Origin of the sequence: Nocardia sp. NPDC058518 (assembly GCF_042719655.1) — a bacterium.
In the GTDB taxonomy this organism is placed as follows: Bacteria; Actinomycetota; Actinomycetes; order Mycobacteriales; family Mycobacteriaceae; genus Nocardia.
The window spans coordinates 728,438-750,637 of sequence record NZ_JBHXNJ010000001.1; the positions used below are offsets into that span (position 1 = coordinate 728,438).

The 22,200-nt window shown below is 65.0% G+C and carries 19 protein-coding genes; 12 read left to right on the forward strand and 7 right to left on the reverse strand.

Going from position 1 to position 22,200, the window contains the following annotated elements; genetic code table 11:
• Positions 1–227 precede the first annotated feature (227 nt).
• From ACFWPX_RS03180 to ACFWPX_RS03230, 11 genes are all read left to right on the forward strand, one after another.
• Positions 228–836, forward strand: coding sequence for a DUF5753 domain-containing protein (locus ACFWPX_RS03180; RefSeq protein ID WP_378925504.1), 609 nt, complete (start codon positions 228–230; stop codon positions 834–836).
• 319 nt (positions 837–1,155) lie between these two features.
• Entirely contained in the window at positions 1,156–2,172 is a 1,017-nt protein-coding gene (locus ACFWPX_RS03185) for an NAD-dependent epimerase/dehydratase family protein (RefSeq protein ID WP_378925506.1), read from the forward strand.
• On the forward strand, positions 2,169–3,122 hold the full coding sequence (locus tag ACFWPX_RS03190) for a thymidylate synthase (protein ID WP_378925508.1): 954 nt from the start codon (positions 2,169–2,171) through the stop codon (positions 3,120–3,122). The genes ACFWPX_RS03185 and ACFWPX_RS03190 overlap by 4 nt, the downstream gene beginning before the upstream one ends.
• The gene (locus ACFWPX_RS03195; RefSeq protein WP_378925510.1) at positions 3,119–4,834 is read left to right on the forward strand and encodes a carbamoyltransferase; all 1,716 of its coding nucleotides are present in this window, start codon (positions 3,119–3,121) and stop codon (positions 4,832–4,834) included. Before ACFWPX_RS03190 ends, ACFWPX_RS03195 begins: the two co-directional genes overlap by 4 nt.
• Positions 4,831–5,865: a hypothetical protein gene (locus tag ACFWPX_RS03200; RefSeq protein ID WP_378925512.1), complete on the forward strand. Its 1,035-nt coding sequence runs from the start codon at positions 4,831–4,833 to the stop codon at positions 5,863–5,865. The genes ACFWPX_RS03195 and ACFWPX_RS03200 overlap by 4 nt, the downstream gene beginning before the upstream one ends.
• Before the next feature lie 50 nt (positions 5,866–5,915).
• On the forward strand, positions 5,916–6,437 hold the full coding sequence (locus tag ACFWPX_RS03205; RefSeq protein WP_378925514.1) for a hypothetical protein: 522 nt from the start codon (positions 5,916–5,918) through the stop codon (positions 6,435–6,437).
• Between the two features lie 29 nt (positions 6,438–6,466).
• Positions 6,467–7,288 (forward strand): class I SAM-dependent methyltransferase, encoded by an 822-nt coding sequence (locus tag ACFWPX_RS03210; protein ID WP_378925516.1) that lies wholly within the window; start codon positions 6,467–6,469, stop codon positions 7,286–7,288.
• Positions 7,285–7,971: a phosphotransferase gene (locus ACFWPX_RS03215; protein ID WP_378925518.1), complete on the forward strand. Its 687-nt coding sequence runs from the start codon at positions 7,285–7,287 to the stop codon at positions 7,969–7,971. The genes ACFWPX_RS03210 and ACFWPX_RS03215 overlap by 4 nt, the downstream gene beginning before the upstream one ends.
• A gap of 329 nt (positions 7,972–8,300) precedes the next feature.
• Entirely contained in the window at positions 8,301–10,178 is a 1,878-nt protein-coding gene (locus ACFWPX_RS03220; RefSeq protein ID WP_378926121.1) for an ATP-dependent endonuclease, read from the forward strand.
• Complete coding sequence (locus tag ACFWPX_RS03225) at positions 10,171–11,919, forward strand: UvrD-helicase domain-containing protein (RefSeq protein ID WP_378925520.1); 1,749 nt, start codon at positions 10,171–10,173, stop codon at positions 11,917–11,919. The genes ACFWPX_RS03220 and ACFWPX_RS03225 overlap by 8 nt, the downstream gene beginning before the upstream one ends.
• 320 nt (positions 11,920–12,239) lie before the next feature.
• Entirely contained in the window at positions 12,240–12,965 is a 726-nt protein-coding gene (locus tag ACFWPX_RS03230) for a hypothetical protein (RefSeq protein ID WP_378925522.1), read from the forward strand.
• On the opposite strand, the gene ACFWPX_RS03235 is transcribed toward ACFWPX_RS03230, so the two are convergent.
• The gene (locus ACFWPX_RS03235) at positions 12,847–13,299 is read right to left on the reverse strand and encodes a DUF932 domain-containing protein (RefSeq protein WP_378926123.1); all 453 of its coding nucleotides are present in this window, start codon (positions 13,297–13,299) and stop codon (positions 12,847–12,849) included. The genes ACFWPX_RS03230 and ACFWPX_RS03235 overlap by 119 nt on opposite strands.
• A 180-nt stretch (positions 13,300–13,479) precedes the next feature.
• On the opposite strand from ACFWPX_RS03235, the gene ACFWPX_RS03240 reads away from it, so the two are divergent.
• Positions 13,480–14,787, forward strand: a complete 1,308-nt coding sequence (locus ACFWPX_RS03240) for a hypothetical protein (RefSeq protein WP_378925524.1) — start codon at positions 13,480–13,482, stop codon at positions 14,785–14,787.
• Positions 14,788–15,182: 395 nt separating this feature from the next.
• Here the strand turns inward: ACFWPX_RS03240 and ACFWPX_RS03245 are convergent, their stop codons facing one another.
• From ACFWPX_RS03245 to ACFWPX_RS03270, 6 genes are all read right to left on the reverse strand, one after another.
• A complete protein-coding gene (locus tag ACFWPX_RS03245; protein WP_378925525.1) occupies positions 15,183–16,043 on the reverse strand; it encodes a hypothetical protein in 861 nt (286 codons plus the stop codon).
• Positions 16,040–16,894, reverse strand: coding sequence for a DUF4913 domain-containing protein (locus ACFWPX_RS03250; protein WP_378925527.1), 855 nt, complete (start codon positions 16,892–16,894; stop codon positions 16,040–16,042). Before ACFWPX_RS03250 ends, ACFWPX_RS03245 begins: the two co-directional genes overlap by 4 nt.
• On the reverse strand, positions 16,891–18,789 hold the full coding sequence (locus ACFWPX_RS03255; protein ID WP_378925529.1) for a type IV secretory system conjugative DNA transfer family protein: 1,899 nt from the start codon (positions 18,787–18,789) through the stop codon (positions 16,891–16,893). The genes ACFWPX_RS03250 and ACFWPX_RS03255 overlap by 4 nt, the downstream gene beginning before the upstream one ends.
• Positions 18,790–18,805: 16 nt before the next feature.
• A complete protein-coding gene (locus ACFWPX_RS03260; RefSeq protein ID WP_378925531.1) occupies positions 18,806–20,062 on the reverse strand; it encodes a hypothetical protein in 1,257 nt (418 codons plus the stop codon).
• 215 nt (positions 20,063–20,277) lie between these two features.
• The gene (locus ACFWPX_RS03265; RefSeq protein WP_378925533.1) at positions 20,278–21,240 is read right to left on the reverse strand and encodes a hypothetical protein; all 963 of its coding nucleotides are present in this window, start codon (positions 21,238–21,240) and stop codon (positions 20,278–20,280) included.
• On the reverse strand, positions 21,240–22,178 hold the full coding sequence (locus ACFWPX_RS03270; RefSeq protein WP_378925534.1) for a hypothetical protein: 939 nt from the start codon (positions 22,176–22,178) through the stop codon (positions 21,240–21,242). The genes ACFWPX_RS03265 and ACFWPX_RS03270 overlap by 1 nt, the downstream gene beginning before the upstream one ends.
• Positions 22,179–22,200 lie beyond the last annotated feature (22 nt).

Genomic DNA, 22,200 nt, shown 5'->3' on the forward strand with positions numbered 1-22,200 from the left:
CCACCACCACCGAAACCCGATCGGTGGTGGGATCTCCGGCAGTGGCCCGGACAGGCGTCGGTGGCGGTCGCGCTCGGCGGGGCGGCCCACCCCGGTTTTCGCCTGGACCAGACGCAGCACCGCCCCCCCCGGCGGCGCGCCCCCCCCTACCCGACCCACACGAACCACACCCGGTAGAACCCTCCACCGCTTCCCAACCATTGAAATATCGAGGAAAGGTTAGAACCATGACGACCACGAGCTGGTACGACGTCACCGATGGCGGACTGGAAACCTTGCAGCGCAGCCTGATTTCCCTGGAATCCGACACCAAGAACCAGCGCAGCTACAACCCCATGATCATCCCGGGACTCTTGCAGACCCACGACTACGCCCAGGCGATCCTGACCAAGTGCTCGGCCGTCTTGGAGTTCCCCGACGACAGCGAAGCGACCGCGATCGCACGCATGGAACGCCAGAACGTGCTCGACCAGCCCGGCCACGAATTCCACATGCTCATCGGCGAATCCGCCCTGCGACTCACGGTCGGCAGTTCCGAGGTAATGGCCGCCCAGATCCGGCAACTGGCCGACGCATTGACCGCCCGCGAGCACGTCCGGATCGGCATCATCCCCCTCAACGCCGAATTCGTCGCCCCGGCAATCAACTTCGTACTCAACGACACGACCAGCGCCGACAGCGAGGGAATCACCGGCCCGATCGAGAACACCGAAGCCGCCGAAATCGAGCTAGTCGAAAGAACTTTCAACCTGCTCGCCACCACGGCCCTCTACGGCGAGGAAGCCCACGCCATCCTGGCCCGGGCGTTGGCCGGCCATACCGAGTCCGGCAGCTGATCCAGCCGACCGGCCGCGAGGCCCCGCATCAACTCGACGCCGCATCCCTCAGCACGGCGGACGGGAGCTTGGTCGGGGACTCGCGTCGCAAACACACCCAACGATCTTGCCCGGCTCACGGACCGGCGACTGCACGTGGCTCTCACCGTCAACCGTATCTCCACCACCACTCGATGCCGATCGACGAGCACCACAACAAGTTGAACACCAAGTACTTCGCCGCATGCGTCTGACACATCGCCATCGATCCGGTGGCACAGCGGTTCGTCAACGTCGAAACATACTGCCTGGCAGCGTAATTGAAAGTAGAGGCACCCGCATGACCACCGATTCGCCCGACCTGAGCCCAGTCGTCGTCACCGGCGCGGCCGGATTCATCGGTTCCCACCTGACCGATGTACTTCTCGCTCGAGGGACCGAGGTGATCGCGATCGACCGCCGGTCGGTGCACAACGATCCTTTCGCTGCCCGCAATCTCGCCGACGCTCTCACCGATCCCAACCTGGCTTTGCACCAAGCTGACCTGGCCACCGACGAGCTTGACGAATTGATCTCCGGTGCCCGCATCGTGTTCCACCTGGCTGCGGTGCCAGGCGTTCGTGATTCGTGGGAAGAGCGGTTCCCCGACTACGCAGCCTCCAATGTCGTCGCTACCCAGCGCCTACTCGCCGCTTGCGAACGCACTCAAATCCCACGGCTGGTACTGGCATCGTCGTCAAGCGTCTATGGGCAGACGTCGGGTCCGAGCAGGGAAAGCGACCCGACCTATCCGATGTCGCCTTACGGCGCGACGAAGCTCGCCGCCGAGCACCTATGCATGGCGCACGCGGCGCGACCCGATACCAGCACGAGCGTGGTCGCGTTGCGTTACTTCACCGTCTATGGCCCACGTCAACGATCCGATATGGCGATTTCGCGGGTGTTGGCGGCGGTGCTGTCGGGGGTTCCGGTGCCGCTGTACGGCGACGGGCAACAGTCGCGGGAATTTACCTACGTCGACGACATCGTGGCCGCGACCCTCGCCGCGGCAGCGATGCCGGAAGACGTCGACGCCGAGATCGTCAATGTCGGTGGTGGTTCCAGCGTGTCGATGCTCGAACTGATCGCCATGGTCGGGCAGATCACCGGCCGCAAAGTCCCTCTCGCCATGGAAGCGCCCCGGGCCGGTGACGTGGAAGCGACCCGCGCCGACCTCACGCTGGCGCACACCTTGCTCGACTACTCACCGCGCGTCGAGCTGCGTGAAGGGATTGCGCGCCAGCTGGACTGGATGGTCAGACAACCTTCTCCGCAACCGATCTCCGAGCCCGCCGTCGGTGAGGTGGTGACGCGATGATCGTGCTCACGGCCGACAACGCCAACACCCTGTTCACGTCTGCGTGCCGGGCGATCACTGATTTCGGTGAGCCGGTCAGCCCTCGTGGCATGGCCACCACCGAAATCCTCGGTGCGCACCTGCGATTGACCCAGCCGCGTCGCCGGTTCGTGGACGTGCCGCCGTTGCGGCTGCTGAATCCGGCCTTCGCGGTAGCCGAGGCGCTGTGGATTCTGTCCGGTTCTGACGACGACTGGATCTTCCAGTACAACCGGGCTTTGACCCGCTACGCCGACGACGGGATCCTGCGCGGCGCGTACGGGCCGCGAATGCGCCGGTGGAACGGCATCGACCAACTCGACCGGACCCGGCAGCTGCTCCAACGCGACCCCGACTCCCGCCAGGCGGTCATCCAGCTCTACGACCCGCAACGCGACACTCGCGGGCACCGCGATGTCCCCTGCACCCTGGGCTACCGGTTCTACCTGCGGCGAGGGCGCCTGCACATGCACACCACCATGCGCAGCCAAGATATGTGGCTCGGGTTTCCCTACGACATCTTCACCAACACGTTGATCCAGGAGCTACTGGCCGGGTGGCTCGGTGCCGAGTTGGGCGAATACCACCACCACATCGACTCACTACACCTCTACGCCGAACACGCCAGCGCCGCTGAACAACTCGCCCACGATCCCGACCCCTCCCCGGTCATGCCCGAGGTCGCGATCCCGTGGAACATCGCCGACCAAGTGCTGCGCCACACAATCACCGAGCCCCCCACTCACGGCCTGACCGGGGCATGGTCGGCATTCGCCGACATCCTGGCCAGCTACCGAGCCTGGACCACCGGCCACCGCGACCACGCCCGAACCCTGCTCACCCATACCGACAGTGACCTCGCGCGTGCCCTGGAGCGCTGGTACGACCACCTCGCATCCATCCAGGTGCAGCAAGGAGCCCACGCATCATGACCCCCGGCCCTCGCGCGGTCCTCGGATTCTGCTCCTGGACACACGATTCCGCCGCCGCGCTGATCCTCAACGGCCACCTCGTCGGGTTCGCCGAAGAAGAACGCCTCACCGGCAGCAAACACACCAAGGACTACCCCGCCCAGGTCGTGGACTGGCTGCTCGAGGAAAGCGATCTCGTCCCAGAGCTGATCGATACCGTCGCCTACAACTTCCGCGCCCCCGGCTACCTCGCCGCCACCAGGCAGCTGCGTCGCCAACTCACAGACCCGAAGACCCGGGGCAGAGCGCTGCCGCGCGCCGCGAGCTTCGCAAGGGTCGCGGCCCGAACACACACCCGCACAAGGCGATTGGATCGACTTTTTCCACACGCGTCGAGCTCATCGATCCTGCATCACCGAGCACACGGGTTGTATGCGTTCGCATCCTCGGGCTACGACGACGCCGCTGTCTTGGTAGTCGACAGCCTCGGCGAGATCCAAACCACCACCATCGCTCACGCCCACCGCACTCCCGGCGGCGGATGCACCTACGACATCATCGACGCCATCGACGATCCGGCCTCTCTCGGATACGCCTACGGTGCGGTCACCGAACACCTCGGCTGGCGTCGCGGTGACGAGGAAGGCACCGTCATGGCCTTGGCCGCCCTCGGTGACCCCGACCGATTCCAGGAGCTGATGAGCGACGCTATCCAGATCACCGACACCGGGTTCACCCTGAACCCCGAGTTTTTCCTGGTGCGGGTCCTTTCGCGCCGCTTCGCGCGGGTCAGCACTGAGTTCATCACCCGCAGCTGCCCGCCTCGTGGCGACGGTCCAATCGAACAGGTCCACCGCGACTTGGCCGCAGCCCTGCAAGAACGCATCGAACAGGTCATGGTGCACTTGGCCGTGCGAGCTCGCGCACTGACCGATGCACGGCTGCTGGTCGTCTCGGGCGGCGTGGCGGCCAACTGTGTGGCGATCGGCAAGATCGTCGAATCCGGGCTGTTCGACGAAGTCCACGTGCCACCAGCACCCGGCGACTCCGGCACCGCCATCGGTGCCGCCACCGCAGCGTATCTGGACCGCACCGGGAAACTGGCCACCGGAATCCAGGACCGCTGCTATCTCGGGCCTGCCTTCGGCGATGTCGTGCTGTCGAAGAATCCCCGGCCCGGGTTGACCGCGATCAAACCCACGCATCCGGCCCAGTATCTGGCCGGGGCGCTCGCCGCGGGTGCCGTCGTCGGAGTATTCCGCGGGCCGTTAGAGGCTGGACCTCGTGCTCTGGGCAACCGGTCGATCCTGGCCTCGCCGGCCAACCCCGAGGTCGTCAAGCAACTCAACGACACCGTGAAGTTCCGGGAGCCGTTCCGGCCGTTCGCGCCGGTCACGCTCACCGCTACCGCGTCGGACTACTTCACTCTGCCCCAACCTGCGCCGTACATGTCGATCGCCTCATCGGTCACCGAACTCGCGCGCGAACAGATCCCGGCGATCGTGCACGCCAACGGCACCGCCCGCGTACAAACCCTCACCGAGGGACAGAACCCCTTCCTGACAGAAGTCATCACCGAGTTCGCCAAGATCACCGGCATTCCGGTCCTGATCAACACCTCACTCAACATCAAAGGCAAACCGATCTGCGGCACCCCCGACATGGCCCTGGACTGCCTGCTCGCCAGCGGCCTCGACGCGGTCATGCTCGAAGACTGGTGGGTGAGCAAATGAGAATCGGCTACAGCTTCTGGGGCTTCCTCGGCCCCGGGGTCACCGATACCCCGGACGGAGGTCGCAGCCACCGCCGAACCCTCATCGACGGGTTGCGCGCTCTCGGTCACGACATCGTGTTCCTCCAACCCGACCGCGACAGGATCGAAGCCGGAACCGACCTCACCCACACCTACACCTGGGATGCCGGTCTTCCCGAGCTCGACGCGCTGTTTCTGGAGTGGCGGTGGCCGATCCCCCGGCGAAACACCACACCTTGCGGTACTCGTGGTCATACCTGCGATCTACACCGACAACACCAACTGCTCGACCACTACACCCTCCGGCGCGGCCTGCCCACGATCCTGTGGGACAAAGACCTGCAACTACCTGCCGGTCATCCGCTACGCCACACACCCCAGGTCACCGTATGCGAGGCGGCACTGCATCCCACCGATGGCGCGGTCAGCTTGCTGTTCCCCGTCGCTGATACCGCGCTCGACACCGCAGACCCGGACTCCCTGGCGCGGCGGGCTCGACCGTTGAGCCTGGCCTACGTCGGCAACCAATACGACCGCGACGACACCTTCGACACCTACTTCGCCACCCCGGCAAGTGAACGCCAGGACTGCCTCGTCGCGGGCAAATGGGCCGATACCCGCAGATGGCCGCACGTGCGGTTCGTCGGCCGGGTCCCGTTCCACCAGGTCGCCCAGATCCACGGCGAGGCCCTGGCCACGGTGCTGCTGTTGCCCGATCGCTACGCCGCAGCCGGGCAAATGACCCAGCGCCTGCCCGAAGCCGTCTTTGCCGGATGTCTGCCGCTGACCCCGGCCTACATTCGCAGCGCACCCCAGTTTTCTCCCACCCAGCTGCACGTCACCAGCGCGGGCCACATCACCACCGAGCTGGCGGCACTGCGGCGTATAGCCGGAACTCCGGCACACGCCGACCTCCTGGCACAGTGCCTGGCCAAGCTCGACATCTTCCGGCTTTCCCGCCAGCTCGACACCGTCGAAAGAGTCCTCTCTCGAATCGGGGTGCAGTCGTGACCGGGCAGCCTCCCGAACCGCCCATGTCGGGGCGGGTAAGGTCGCCGGGCGTGGACCAGCGAATCGTGATCATCGGATGCGGCGGCAGCGGCAAGACTCACCTCGCCAACCAGCTCGCCGCCCTACTCGGGCTCCCGCTGACCCACCTCGACGCCGTCTACTACGACGCCGACTGGAAACCCCTACCAGCCGAAGAATTCCAGGCCATCCAACAGCGACTCGTCGCCGGACCACGCTGGCTGATCGAAGGCAACTACGCGGGCACCTTGCCGATTCGACTCGCCGCGGCCGACACCGTCATATTCCTCGACCTGCCCGCGATCACCTGCATCACCGGCGTGCTGCAACGACGCTGGCGCTACCGGGGCGGTCAACACCGCGACGGCGTCTACGACCGCATCACCTGGGGATTCCTGCGCTACATCTGGGGCTACCGCGCCCAAATGCGCCCCCGCGTGCGCGACCTCATCGCAGAACACGGCAACCACGTCGAACTGGTCACGCTGACCAGCCGCCGCCAAGCCACGCGCTACCTCGCCCGCCTGCGCGCGCAATCTTCCACCACCCGCTGACACCGAAATAGTTCGGAGGCGAACCGTCCATGACCTCCATCCCCTTCACCGACCCCGACACCGTCGCGAGCCTCTACACCGACGCCGGGCGCACCCAACAACGCACCAACGCGCTGCTCACCGCCAAAACCGGCGGCGACAACGCCACCGCCACCATCGTCGACCTCGTCGCGCACCACGCACCGAAGAATCCGGCAGTGTGCGAAATCGGTTGCGGTAGAGGAACAGTTACCCTCGCGCTCGCCGAAGCGCTCTCACCTTCCCGTCACACCGTCGTCGATATCTCCCCGGCATTCCTGGCCACTGTGGCCAAGCGCGCCGCCGACACCGGATTCGCAGTGGAGACGGTGCGCGGCGACTTCCACCACTTACCACTGCCGGACACCAGTTTCGACGTCCTCGTCGCGGCGTTCTGCCTTTACCACTCCACACGGCCCGCTGATGTCGTCGCCGAGGTCGCGCGCTGCCTCGCATCGGACGGCCGGGCGATCCTGGCCACCAAATCAGTCGACAGCTACCACGAGATCGACCAGCTCATGGTCGACACCGGCCTCGACCCGCAGGCGAGCAGCCGGCCGAGTCTGTACGAAACCTTCCACAGCACCAACGCCTCGGACGTTGTCGCAACCGGACTCGAGGTCACCGAGGTCATCCACCGCGACCACACGTTCCGGTTCACCGACTTCGACCACCTCGCCTCCTACGCCGTCACCATCCCCAAATACCAACTACCCCAATGGCTGGGACCTAATCCGGACGACCTCGCAGCCGAGCTGAGACGGCGAACTTGCGATCGGCCACTTACGGCCACCTCGACCGTCACCTACATCGCCGCAAGCAGCCAACCATGAGCGCGACAACCTACGTCAAACACTACGCATCCCTACACCTCGCCAAAACTGCTCGCGCACACCATGATTGGCTGCTTCGACTCGACGCCCCGGTCCGCGTTCCACAGTTGTACGAAGTCACGGGCACACGAATGATTCTCGAACATCTGGAGGGACACCATCCGCGTCCCGATGACCTGCCCAGGGTGGCCGCCGCCCTCGGCGGTCTCCACGCTGTCGCCAACGTCCGATACCTGCACACGGGGCGGCTCGACCGACCATTCGAGGCGACACCGACGCTGACAATCGCCGACTTCGCGTCGCCGCGCGTAGCCGCCCTCCCACAGTGCTTCGAGTTCAAGGGACGACCGTGCGCCCTCTACAAAGACAGCAACATCCGCAACTTCATCCTCACCAACACTCACGTCGGCATCATCGATTTCGACGATTTGACCTTGGCGCCCTTCGGCTACGACCTCGCCAAACTCGTCGTCAGCACAGCCATGACGCACGGGCACATGACCCGCGACCTGATCGAGAACGCGCTAGACCGCTACAACAGCGAGACACGCAATATCGCCAATGCCTACTGCGACATGCGCCAACTTCAGGTCTACACCGAGATCCACCACCGTCTCACCAGCCGCTACCTCGGCCGCCACGGCTACGTCCACCGATGGCCAGAGTTCCGGCCTTGGCTCTGATGATCCCTATCCTCGGCGCCTACCCGGGTCTGCTCCAGACCGTCCTATTCGGGAACGAGGCGCTCCACTGCCCGCGACCGTCTGGGGCGCCGTCATAACTGATACCCGCCGCCTGGTCCGCATCTCGTCACGGATGTGAGCAGCCTCTCCCCTGAAACCCAGTTGCTGACAACCCAAGTGCGGGGTGTGCTGCGACGGCCTATCAGGGTCCGAGTAGCGTCAATACCGCAACTCGGAGCCGATTCCTCGCCAGGCAGTCTGCTCCGTAATTCTGTTGCGTCAGTGGCTGATTGACTCGGGATACGACAATATGATCGGTTGAGGTGGGGATGTACGTCTCGCAGATAACATTGAGCAACTTTCGCTCTTGCCGTGGGACTACGGTAACGCTGCAGCCGGACCTCACTGTGTTGGCCGGGGAGAACAACGCCGGAAAGTCAACGGTCGTCGACGCACTACGCACCCTCACCACCCCGCTGGACAACGGCGGAGCCCTCTGGCCCACCGACAATGACGTAGCGACCGGAGAACCCCAGTTGCGGATGAGTCTGACCCTCGCAGACATCGCCGCAGAGCAAGCCGGTACCTACCTCAACGGCCGTTTCGAAACCGAAGGTCCTGAACAGGTTCAGGCCCGATGGGGCTTCGAGTATCAGCGGGCCGTCGAAGGCGAACGCCGCGGTGTCGGCACCTGGCTCCAAGGTGCCGACATTCCGTGCACCGAGCCGATGTTCCGCAACGGGGTACGACACGTCTATCTCAAGCCGCTGCGCGACGCGGCTCGCGAGCTGGGAGGCGCATCCGCAGGAAGGATTCGCACTATCCTCGCGGGTCTGCTCGGCGGTCCTGAAGCGCTGAAGGACTTCCTCGACAACGCCCACGACGTCCTCAACAAGATCGTCGACGATAAGGTGATTCGCGGTCTCCAAACAGAGATCAATCAGCCTCTCGCCGACCTGACCATGGGTGCTCACCGGCAACAGAGCGAGTTCCGCATCACCGACGCCACCCTCGCCTCGATCGCCCGTGTACTTCAGATGATGATGGGCGACGCTGGGCATCCGCTCAGTTCCCTCGACTCCTCAGGGCTCGGCTACGCCAACGCCCTCTACATCGCGACCGTGCTCGCCGAACTGCGCGCGGTCAAGACGACGGATTTGACCCTGCTCCTGGTGGAGGAACCCGAGGCTCACCTGCACCCCCAACTGCAGATTCTGCTGCTGCGTCATTTGCGCGAACGCGCGCTCGCCTCCCGTGCGGTCGAACCGGCCGCCGAGGGCGCGCGGCCAGACCCAACCGCACCAGCAGGGCACCTCCAGGTCATAGTTACCACTCACTCCCCCGTTCTGTCAGCATCGGTGAGCGTCCGTGACGTCGTCGTCATGAGCCGCACCCAGCACAAGCCGACCGGCGGCTGGCAGGCCAATGCGGTCCCCGTCGCCCAACTCGGCCTACAAGACAAGCAAATCCGAAAAATCGATCGACTGCTCGATGTCACCCGCAACGCGATATTCTATTCACCGCGCGCGCTTCTCGTCGAAGGCCTGTCCGAGGCGCTTCTCCTGCCTGCCTTGGCAACTCGGCTGTACACACTTCCCCCGGGTAGTGACAAAACGAAAATTGCCGAGGCCAAGCAGAAACTGGAACGATTCCACGGCACCACGACCCTACTGGTCGACAGCGTCGGCTTCGAGACCTACCTCCAACTGTTGGTTACGTCGGTAAACGGGGCGTGCATAGCCCAGCGTCTGGCACTGATCACCGATACCGACAAAAACGAGGATGAAGGGGAATCCAAGCGGATCGCGCGATATCGAGACCTGGCCGAAGCCAACCCACCTGGGCTACTCGGAATCTTCGCTGGAGCTCAGTCGCTCGAACCACAACTTTGGTCCGACGATAACGAGTCGGTGCTGCGCGAGGCATTCCTCGACCTGCACGACAACTCCGAGCACCGCTGGCAGGCAGTTCTGGACTCGCCCAACCGATCTCGCGCCTTCTGGGGGCTGTTCGATCCCGCCAAGAACGTTGACGACGAGGGAGGAACACCGACCGGCAAGACCGCGGTCTCAAAACCGGCATTCGCCCAAGCCCTCGCCGACATCCTCACAACACAACCCAAGCGGACCTTCCAGTGCCCCGACTACCTGGCGCAGGCACTCGAATTCATCACCCGCACCACTGAATCGGAAACCGCCAATGAGTGACGATCTCGCGGTGGCAGTCGCTCAACAGCAGCAGGCGATCTACACCCGGGCTCCGTTGTTCGTCCAGGCGTGCCCTGGGGCGGGGAAGACCCACGTGATCGTGTCCCGCCACATCGAGCACCCCGCCTCCACCCTGCGTGGCGGCCGAGCGTTGATCTCCTTCACACGCAATGCACGGGACCAGATGAACGCGCGCTGTGTCGCGGCCGGACATCCCGAACTCACCCGATTTCCCCACTTCATCGGCACACTGGACGCTTTCATCTGGCAGTTCATGGTCTTCCCCTATCTGCCCGAACCTCAAATCGCTCGACGCATCGAGTCCTGGCGTCATCTGCCGAATGCGGAAGCCAAAATTGGCAACCGTGCGGTACCGCTCGCGGCCTTCAACTTCAGGTTGAACTCCTCCACACTGACCGAATTCGTCGCCGTCCCCGGCACCCAAACCGCCGCCGGACGAACCATCGCCGACTCTCCGTACGCTCCGTCACAATGGATCACCGCCGCGATCCGGTGCCGAGACCACTGGCTCGAACGCGGCTACTTCACCGGCCACGAGGTTCGACGGCAAGCACACCGCAACCTTCGGCGCTCTTCACTGCACGTGCTCGAAACACTGCACTCGCGATTCTCCGAAATCGTCATCGACGAAGCCCAAGACTGCTCGGTGGCCGACTTAGAGCTCTTCGAAGAGATGCGCCGCCATGGGATCCCTCTGGTGGTTGTCGCCGACCCCGACCAGTCCATCTACGGCTGGAACGGCGCCGACGTCGCGCGGCTGCTGCGGCTCCGCGACGATCTCGACACCACGATAATGCTCAGCGGAAACCGCCGCAGCACACCACCGATCTGCGCCCTCGCGGCCACAATCCGAACCGGCGCCCGCCCACCCGATGTATCCGTCATCCGCACCGCAGGCGCACCAATCCACCTGGTGCCCACCAAGTTCGGGAACGTCGGCAAGATCAGCCACACCCACACCGGCGAACCCATGCTCGACTTGACCGTCCGTCTGGCCACCGTTTTCAGCGACACCACCGATCCCGACCCCACCGTCATGCTGTTGGCCCGCAAACACACGCAACTCCCACCTGCGGTACGGCGCGGTGAAAACGACTCCAACCCCATTACCCGGCTCGCCCGGGCACACCAGACCCTTCATTTCGGAGTCGCAGAACCCTTCGAACTCGACGCCGCGTGCCGACAAGCCGAACACGTCCTACTCCATCACTGGTACCCCAAGCATTCCGGAAGCATCCCTGAGATCTGTCGGGAAAACGACCTTTCGCCCGCCACCCTGCGGCGGCACGCATACGCACTACTTGCCCACCTCCCAGCACCGACCAAGAACTGGGCCGCACAGGTCAATGCCTGCCTAAAAACCTGGTGGCGACCACTGACCGCTCACCCAACCGGCCCCGCCCGCACACTTGGCGGGAACGTCACTGCGGCAACCAGTTCCAAAAGTCCCGACGCGCGCGCCACCCTCACCACCGTGCACCAGGCCAAAGGCACCGAAGCCGACGCGGTCTGCGTCCTTATGGAGGACACCTCGGTGCTGCGAGCCTGGATCTCCGGCACTGCAACCACCACCAGCGAGCTCGAGGAACTACGCACCTTCTACGTCGCCGTCACCCGTGCACGCAGCCTCCTGGTCCTCTCACTCCCCGAAGACACGATCGACACCATCCACGACTTCCTCGCCCAACGGCACGTACACGCCAAAGTGGTCGAATCCTGAAACATCCGGACCAACCCGGAACCACGCCAGGACGCCACCCGTGCTGCTGGGCGGCCACGAAACCCTTCCCCTGCACCACGCGAGCGCCGAGCCTACGCCGCATCGGTGGTCTATTGCTTGACGCGCCACTCCTGCGTCCCGGCTCGCAAGCGGTCTGCCTCAGCGAGTTGGGCCGTAGCTCGCGGCGTTTGCCCGCCAGGGTGCGCGGACAGCGCGCGGCCCCCGGTTGGGTGTGCTGCGCTGGAGCGTTGCGATAGCGCTGTTCCGCCCCGCGCTGGGCCGGCCTACAGTTCTTTCGATCGAATACTCACGGGGGAAGCATGAATATCGACGGCCAGGCGGAGTTCGAACACACCGGAAACACCTACCTGCGTATCCGCGACTGCCTTCAGGTGATGAGCAAGCAGTCCTACGTCGAAAAGGACTGGTACGAACGGGTATTGGGCAAGGACCTCGAGAACTCGAGCACTGTATTCGACATCTTGATCGCGCAGGGCTATCTGGAGCCGCAAGGCCCAGTCCCCGTTGATGTCTGGAATCGCGAAACTCGCCGTCACGACAGGATCATCCTGCCCAGCTACCATCCGACGAGCAAGGCATACGCGTTGGCCAATGCCAGCGCGGCGAAACCCGTGCACCGTGCCACCGCAGACAAGGCACTGGCGGGCTTCCTGGAAAGAGTGGAGCAGGCCGCAACAGATCCGATGAACTTGTATGTAGTTGACCGTGCGGTGCTGTTCGGTTCGATGTTGGATCCGCAACGGCAACGTGTGAGCGATGTCGACTTGGCGGTGAAGCTCGTGCCGAATGAACCGGTCTACGAGTCCGCGGGCGGTCATCAGCTGGCGGGTTCGGTCCTCCTTGCCGAGCTGAACGGTAGTCGACACTCCTCCGGATACCGAGGAGAGATCGGGGTAACGAAGTTCCTCAAGAGCCGGTCTCCGGTGTTGAGTCTGGCCGCCATGTCCGAAGATGGCGCGCTGGCCGGGCTGCCGCCGGAGACCACCGCGCATCGAGTCGTCTACGAACGCTCACGAGAGCAATAGCGACCCGACCACGCAACGACGAAATACTGTCTGCGGGGCGCGCCCCGCAGACAGCCGCGTGGGCACCGGCCGCCGACGCCGCTGAGAGGCCCCGACCGGGGTCGGGTCGCATATGGTGCTGCCATGTGTTGATCGCTTGCAGCCACCCGAAACCGGTTCCGGTCCATGGCTTTACGCGATCGTCGGAGGTCCATAGCTTTTCGATCTGGCCTCGCTCGGTCTCGGCCCGGGTGCGCGCAGACTTGCTGGCGTCCTCGTCGGGCATAGGCGCGAAATCGTCCAGCAGTTGCCACAGCTGGTCCCGGCTCACCGACAGATCACATAGTTTCGCGATGTCGGCGGCGGCTCAGCTTCCAGATCCGGCCCGATCGCTCGAGTGCGACAGGCCGATGCGTTGACATCGAGTGGCGACAACGGAAACATTGCCGATCATCGGGGCGGGCGCTCGGTTCGCCGGGACCGTCGAGGGGGAACAAGCGTGTTCATGTCACAACGGGAGGGCGAGCACCGGAGGGTGACATCGCTCGCCGCAGGAATCGCCATCGTGGCGTCTGCGGTGATGACCAGCTGCGGCAGCCCCGGCGCCGAATCGTCTGTGGCTGGCGGCTCATCGGCTGCGACCACCACTGCGCCGCGCGCGAGTTTCGATCCGCCCAAGGCATTCGGCCCGCAGGCTGTCGCGAAAGTCGCCATCCCAGATCCGCAGTACTGGTCGAGGGAATGCACGCTCGCCGACAGCGACCTACGGTGCACGTCGCGGCGCGGCTGGATGAGCGCTTTGGATCCAGTATCAGGTCAATCTGTCTGGAAGATCACGACGACGCTCACACCGGTCGAAGTCAAACCCTCGCCCAATTACGGAGTTGTTTCCGCGCCGGTTACGCAGGGAACCACGGCTGTCGGTGCGTTCGCTGGCGTCGTCGCGGCGGTCGGGACAGCTCCCGCCCAGGACGCGATCGAAGTCGTCGCCGTCGATACCACTACCGGCAAACTGTCGTGGAACGCGGTGCTCAACATCGGTGCCGCACCACGCGATGGGCGTCGGACGATGTCTGAGATCCCCGCGGTCAAGGTCATCGGGGTCACTGACACCTCGGTCGTGGTCAGCGCCTCCCACGGGTGGAGACAGCGATCGACTTGGGTGCTCGATCGAGCCTCACATCAGGTGAAGTGGCAGAACAACGACTTCCTCGCGAAATTCGTCGGTGGCGACACTGTCGTCGGTGAAGCCCCGGGTACCCCGGACAGGCTGGGATCTGTCGGCGTCGCGAGGAAAGGACTCGCACTCGCCGACGGACGCGATCGCTGGACAACCGAGATGGGCGGCGACGATACCGCCTACCTCGCGCCAAATGCCCCCAATGCGGTCTTCGTGGAGAGTTATAAGAAATTCGCGATCCTTGATCCCATGACCGGAACAGCGATGTACTCGATCGACGATCCCGACGCCAACGGCACAGGTACCGGTCTGGGTATGACCACCACATGGAACTGCTACTACGACAGCCGCCAGACGGTAGCGTGCCAGAACAAGTCTCAGGTCGCAGGGTTCGACCTGAGTAACCCCACCACCCCAACATGGGGGTTTCGGGCCGACAGCAATCGCGTCCCACCTACGATCACCGCCGCCTACCACGGCGTGCTTTACGGGCTCAATACGAGCAACCAGCCCGTCATGCTCGACGCCACGACCGGAAAAGACCTCCCCGACAACCCTGGAATCGCACCAGCGATGGTGAACCGGTTCACCGGCATCGTCTCGACTCCGGTGCCGCGCGGTATCAACGAGACCAACGGGATCGTGTACCGGGCTACGTCGTAGTCCGAAGATCCTCGAAGGTTGGCACTTTTCGGCTGACGCGAGCCCGAAGAAGGCAGATAGCTCATGTGGACACGCATGTCGATCCTCTTTAGCAACTCGCTGCCCAACTCGGCTGGGCACCCGCTCCGACCATCCCGCGCGCTGGGCTGTCGTGCAACCTGGCCATCGCCTTGATGCCGTGGCTTCGGCGCCAAGGACTCCAACGCCGCAGCGTTCGAGTTGTTCACAATGCGCCCTGGCGAGACGGCGTAGTACTTGACGTTCCGGGTCGTCGTGTCGGTCACTGTCGCGCTGCGGGTGCGTTGGGCCGAGGTCCAGGTCATGGATCTGGTCGAGTGGTTCTGCTTGTGAGGCGGGTAGATCGGCCACCAGGCGCGGGCGTGCCGACGGGCTACTCACGGATCGATCCCGGGGTAGTTGGCTTGCGGGTCGCTGAACACCGGCGCGGTGATGTCGGCGTCGTAGTCGGTGTCAGCGGACTGTGATCGGGTGGCGTCGACTGCGGCGCCGATATGTGCGCCGGGTGCGTCGGAGAACAGACCGGACACACCGACATGGCGGTCGCTGAGGGTGTCGAGTATCGACATAGGGTCGGGTACGGCGAATGTCGGGTCCGGTTTGATACCGGCCGCGGTCAAGGCGATCGATTGCGCGGTGTAGCTGGTCATATCCGTATTCGCAATCGCGCGCCAGTGTTGGGAGAGTTCCGCTTCGGTCAGTCCGGCCGCCGACGTCGAGGCCTGCCTCGCCCATTGCTGGTGCGGCCAGCGCTGTCGGGCTTCGTCGGTGTCGACGCCGAGCAGGACACCGATCTGGGCGGACCGGCGCCACAGCGTGGTCAGGGTTGCGTCCACGGTCGCGGCGGTGTCGCCGTCTCGCCCGGTGACGCGGGTGTAGGCGGCGTGGATTCCAGTGAACCGAGCAAGCCGGTCGATATCGGCGCCCAGCCCGACCACCAATGCCTCGCGGTCGATCGGGGCGGCGCGGCGGAGGAACAGGTTGGTGTTCCAGCGGATTCCTTTGGTGCCGCGTTCGCGGGCCTGATCGACCCACTCGGCCGGGACCCCGCCCGCGACGGCCGCCGCGGCGAGTTCGCCGTGCAGCACCGTGCGCTCTTGGATGTCCTGTGTCCAGGCCGGTGTTGGTTCGATACCGCTGGCACGCTGGGTGTTCAGCAATTTTTGGGAGTCTGCGGCCTGATTCTGTAAGGCCCGGAGTACGCGCTTTTGGACTGTGGTCGCGTTCGCCATACTCATCTCGACCCACCTCCAGCACCGAACGTCCGAAAGTCAGGACCGAAGCCGAGGTAGTGGACCGGGATGGTCGAACCAGGAGCGCTGAACCAGTTCGCCGGAACCCGCTCACCCTCCAGTCCAGGGGCGTCGATGTGGGTGTCGGGTGTGCACCGATGCAGCGGGCCATTGGCGGCGTCGAGGATGTAGCGGAATTGCGGGTCGATGTGGCGGACGAACAGCGCGCTCATCGCCATCTTGTCCTCGGCTTTGACCGCGGCTTCGAAACACGCGTGCAGTCCTGCGAATCGGATCGCGACCCCTTGGTGGCGCCACCATTGCCGACACCAGGTGTATTGGCCTTCGCGGTTGTTGGCGGCGACCTTCACCGACGTCACCGGCAACAACCATCTTTCGACGAATTCGCTGTAGTGGTCGAACTTCTTGACCGGTTTCCCGTCGCCGTCGATGGGAGTGGTTGGGGTACCGAACCAGCCGTACGGGACGCGGTCGAAGGGCAACGAGGGTGTGGTCTGGTGGTGGGTGCGGGTGCAGCGGTGCAAGGGCCCGTTCGCGGCGTCGAGGATGAAGTTGACGTGCTGGTCCAGGTGCGAGAGCAGGAAGGTGTTCAGGCTCGACCCGGCTTTGGCGCGGCGCATGGCCTCGAACGCGGTGTGTACGTGTGCGATTCGGACCGCGACCGGGCGGTGGTCCCACCACCGTGGGCACCAGGTGAAGGTGTTCTCCCGGTTCGCTTGTGCCAACCGGACACTGATCGTGGGCAGCATCCAGGCGTGGGCGAAGTCGGTGAAATGACCGAACTGCGGCGGCATCGACCCCGCGGTGTTCGCCGGTGTTGTGGTCAGGCTGTTCACGACTGCTCCTCCCCCACAACCGAACCGGCTGGCTTGATCAGCGAGACTCGGCCCCCACCGAACCGTTGCATCGACGCCTGGATCAGTGGTGCGTGCTCGGTGTCCCACCAGCAGACCTTGCGGACAACGACAGGGCCGTGGCCGGGCAGTCGGACCAGGGCGCGGTCTTTCGGCAAGGCCGCGAGCATCGCGATGTCGAGGATCGGTTCCGCCCGCCACGAAAGACTGCGCTGGATACCGGCGGCGGTAGAGGTGCGCGAGCGATCAGAGACGTCGTGCTGTCCGGCCATCGACGACCAATGTTCGAGGTAGTCCCTGGACGCGATCGACCCGCCGAAGACTTCGATCGACTGGGCCATCATCGTCTTCAAACCATTGACACCCCACAGGTTTTCGCCCTGTTCGAGGACTTGCAGGATGGTCATCAGGATGATCCCGCACCCGGCCGCGTAGGTGTAATACGACGGCAGTTCGGAGATCCGCGCACAGTTGGCCGCTTCGTCGAGAACACACAACAGCGGGGTCTCCAGCCGCCCGTCCGCACGCGCTCGGGCCGCGGTGAGTGCGGCTTCGAGCACTTGCCCGACCAGCGCCGCGGTCAGCGGGGTAGCGCCGTCAGGCCCGGTCATCGACAACGGGTACAACGTGTCGTTGGAGACGACGAACGCGGTGGGGTCGAATTCCGGCAGCAGGTGCGTTCGGCCTTGGTCGGTCGCTTCGAGGAGGATCCCGTTGCGGACCGACAACCGATGCCCGGCCCGCTTCGATGTCGCCGGTGGGGTGTGGGCGGTGGTTTCGCTGACGTGGAACTGTTTTCGGATCGGGGGTGTGACCATCGTCGCGTAGCCCGAGTCCGACAACACGTTCAAATACCGTCTCGCCATGTCGTAGAGGCCGTCGCGTTGTCTGGCGTAGAGGCCTTGGCATTCGAGGATCCGTGCCGCGGGTCGGTCGTGGCCGTAGTGACGCAGGATCAGCGCCGGGGTCGGATCCTGGTCTCTGCCCAGCCATTCCGCCACATGATGCAGGTCCCCGCCGGCGCAAGCCGCGGCGAAGATGCACAGCGCGAACAACTCCTGCGCGCCACCGTCGAAATAGGCGTCGGTTTTCGCGTTCGCCATCTCGGTGGCCGAGCCCGAGGACCCGGACACGAAGAACCCTGCCAACTTCCGTGCCGCCGGCAACCCGATCACCTGGCTGAACAGGTTCACGTAGAACCCGCACACCACCTCCCCGGTCACCGCTTGCAAGTCACACACCCACACCCGGCCGACTCGTTCACGCCCATACACGGTGTGCCGGTAGAGGTCTGGCTTGTTGCTGGTCGCCAGGACCGGCCCCCAGGCCGACATGACCGCGGGGATCGCCCACGCCACGGTCTTGCCGGTGCGCTGCCCGGCCGTCACGGTGACACCGAGTTCGGCGGGGACGTGCAGGGCGATGTCGCCGATGACCGTGCGCCCCAACAGCGGTCCCGGATTCGCTCGAACTTCTGGCGGTGCATCGGCGAGTAGTCGTTGGTTGTCGGCGAGGTTGTCGGCGGCGCGGGCGATGCGGATCTTGCGGGGGCGCTGCATGGTTCGCGCGGCGACATCGACTTCCCGGTCGGTGCCGAGAATCTGAACACCCCGCACAGTCAGCGCGGCGCCCGCACACAGCGCGACCACCGCGATCGGGGTCGATTGCCACGGCCATCGTGTATCGCCGGCGATGACCGCGAGCAGGGCGACGAACGGGTTCCACGATATCGGCTGCCCGGCCCACCAGCTGCCGAGTTTCAACGCGCCCCACAGCGCGAGCACCACCGCGAGCAGCGCCAACAGGATGAGGAGCATGCTGGCTTCCTCGCCCATGCCGGACTTGGTGCGACGGCGGGTTTCTCTGGGAGAAAACATGATTCACCGAGTCCTTTCAGAGTTGGGGGTCGATGGCGGCTTCGTGCCGCGGAGAGTCGATGACGCCGGTGAGTTCGGGACTGGCCCACTCGGCGGCGAAATCGGTTTCGGGGAGCGCGGCCTCGACCGCGCCCGCGATCACCGCCCCGCCCGGATCCGGCGGAGCCGTGTTGGCCGCGGAGCTCCGGTGGGCGATGGTCTCCCCACCCACGGCCAGCGCCAACGCAGGCGCCTGGTCCGGTACGACGCCGCGGCCGGTACGCAGCGCATCGAGTTCGGCCATCGCGCTATCGCGCTCGGACAGAACGTGATCGAGCTGCGCCAACCGGGGCGCCCCAGGCTGTTGGGACCAGAACTGCCCCGCCAGCCCTGCTTGGTAGGCGCCGGTGATCTCGTCGGGGTCAGCGCCCGCGGAGAGGGCGGCGCGGTTGGCCTCGCGCGCCCCGTCCATCAGCCGCTCCATCTGGTCGATCAGGACTTGCCCGCCCTCGGAGGTTCCGTCGAATTCGGTAGCCAGCCGGATGTGTTGAGCGGTCAGGTCTTGGAGTCGGCGCACGGCCGCGATCTGGGTCGGGAGCTGGTCAAGCGTGGCGGTGAAGGCGTGGTCGAAAGGTGCGTTGCGCTGCTCGGCGGGCAACAGCGCGGTGATCGCGTCGTCGCCGGTGTCGAGATCACTCACTGCTTCCTCGACGGAGAGCAACTCATCGGAGCTGTTGATGATCGCGTCGATCTCGGCCAGGCCCAGCTCTTCACTGGATCGTCCACCCAGTGCGCGATCAGCCGCGTTACCCGAGCGTGTCCCCTCGGGACCGGGGTCAGGGACCACGCTCAGGTGGCGGGGCCGCCAGCGGGCACCGTCCTGGAATGATTGGTCGTTGACCGGCTCGAGATGCCCGGTCAGTTCCGCGGCTTGGCGTTGGGTGCGGACGGCGTTCGGGTCGATGCCGGAGCCGCCTTCGATGAACGATTGCTGGAGGCGACCGAATTCGGCGCGGGCGGCTTCGGGGTTGGCAGTCCAGGACTGCACCGCGGTGTCGAGTTGTTGCCACAGCTGCTGATGTTGTGGCGTGCCGCCCTGTTGCCATTGGCGGGCGATGGTGTGGGCGCGAGCATTGAGTTCAACGATCTGAGTAGGGGTTTCGCCGTAGGCGGCGATCTCGCGTGTTTGGTGGTAGGTAGCGAAGTCGGCGCGCAGTTGTGCTTCGACGCGGTCAACGGCTTCGCGGTAGTAGTCGGGGTTGGTAAAGCTCGTGCCTCGGGTCTCCCAGCTCATCGCGGGCCCCCGGAGAAGCGATCACGGTGCAGCGGTGTGGGTTTCGAGGCAGAAGGTGGTCTTGTCCGGATGTGGATGGGCATCGTGCTTCCTCGGATCGAGAAAACGTCACACCCTGTTCGGGTGTGGTGAGGTCCCAGCGGTTCAGGTTCGGTAGCTTCGGTCCAGTTCCCCCTAGCCGCAGCGCCGACAGGCACAGATTGGTGGTTGCGGCCCTATGGCTCTGGTCCGCGGTCGGTGCTGATCTCTCTGACTTGTCCGGGTGCCGGGTCGTGGTCGGGCTCCCAGGTCCACGCCTGGTCATCGCCCAGGGCCGCGTCGACCACGGCAGTGATCGCGGCGCTCTCGGCAGCAAGATCGGTTGATGCGGAGTTACGGATGGCGGTGTCGACGACCTGGACCCGCAACGCACTGGTCGCGTCGGCGAGCATCTTGCGCGGTGTCGGCGGCGCCACCATGGCGGTGTCGGTGGGGTTGCCGGTCTCGGGATCTCGCGGAACATACGGTGGCACCGCCAGCGCCGGGTCAGCACGGGCGTAGCCGTTCCACTGCTGGGCGAGGGTTTGATCGTCGTGGGCGGCGAAGGTGACCGCGTGTACGCGGCGGATCCCTTCCACGCTCGACCCCCACAGACTGTCGCCTTCGGGCGCTGTCAGTTGCGCCGCGGCCGCCAGCACGGTGATGCGCGTGTGCAGCGCGGTCATGTTGTCAGCGAACTGCGCCGCCGCGATCGGGTCTCGGTCGAGCGTCCATCGTCCGGTGGTGATCCGGTGCACCCGTGAGGCTTCCAGGCTGGCCATGCGTTCCAGATTCCACAGATCGACCTCGAGCATGTCGAGGTAGAACTCCTGCGCTTCGTTGGCGCGGGCGGGATGCTGGCGCACCACGTGACGCGAGGGTGAGCTCGCGCCACGGTGGCCAAGTTCGCGGGCATCGACCACCCAACCCGGGTCGACACCTTCCAGCATTGCCTCGAACTCAGCATGATCTCCTTCGACGCCCAGCGTTTCGATTCGCTCCTGCCACACCAGCTGGCTGTCTCCGGAGACGCCGTCGTCGAACATTGCCGGTCCGGCGTCGGTCACCTCGCGGAGCTGGGCAGCCACGTTCTGGACCCGACGCAGGAGCTGGCCGTGGCGCTGGCTGATCGACTCGGCTCGATCATCGGGGCTGGCCATCACCACTGCCCCGGCTCGTGGCCAGGTTGGCGGCCGGGGATCGGCGGATCAGGGTCGGGTCGGGGATCCGGCGCCCAGTCGCCTTGGGTGTCGGTGCTGGTCGCTTCCACAGCGGAGCCGATCGCATCCGCGGCGGGAGGCTGATGACCAGCAGCGGCAGTGGGAGGGGGCTGTACCGTGCCGGGGTATTCGGTGCCCTCGGCTGCGCGGGCATCGAATATCACGCCGACTCGGGCGATCATCCCGTGTGGCGTCGGCAAGCCAGTGAGTCCGTCCTCCAGGAACTTTCCGGTGTCAGGGTCCTGACGTAGATAGAGGGTTGTCCGTAGTCTCGCGTCGGCGTCGGCATACTCCTGCCACTGTCCGAGCAGTTGCGTGTCGCTCATCAGGTCGGTCGCGGTGGCGTGCATGCGCCGCATCGCGTCAGCGCCCGTGCCCCACATCCGTTCACCCTCGTCCGGGGTGATCTGCACGGCGGCCACCAAGGAAGAGGCCCGCGAAAACCGCACGAGCATGTGCTCAAGCAAAGCTGATTCGCGCGCGGAGTCGACCGCGATGGCGCCGTGGCCGGTCGCGGCTCGGTCGTGGAGTGCCACGTCGAGGGCCGCCATTCGCTCGACCTGCCACAGATCCAGGTCGAGCAGGTCCAGGAAGAACCGCTCGATACCCAGCTCGCGCACGGGAACCCGCCGCACCTGACCGGGTTGGGAGCTCGCGCCTTGATGCGAACCCACCGTGCGCGCGTCGTGGATCCATGTGAGATCCACGCCGGCGGCCCGAGCATCGTGCTCGGTGTTGGCCAGATCGGCTGTGAGCCCGTCCACCTGCCGCTGCCATACCTGCCGTACGGGGTCAGCGACGTCGGTGTCGGCGAACACCGACATTCCGGTTTCGCGAACTCGACGCTCGCCACCGGCCAGATACTGAATTTTGTGCATCCAGTCGCTCCACCGTGTGGGC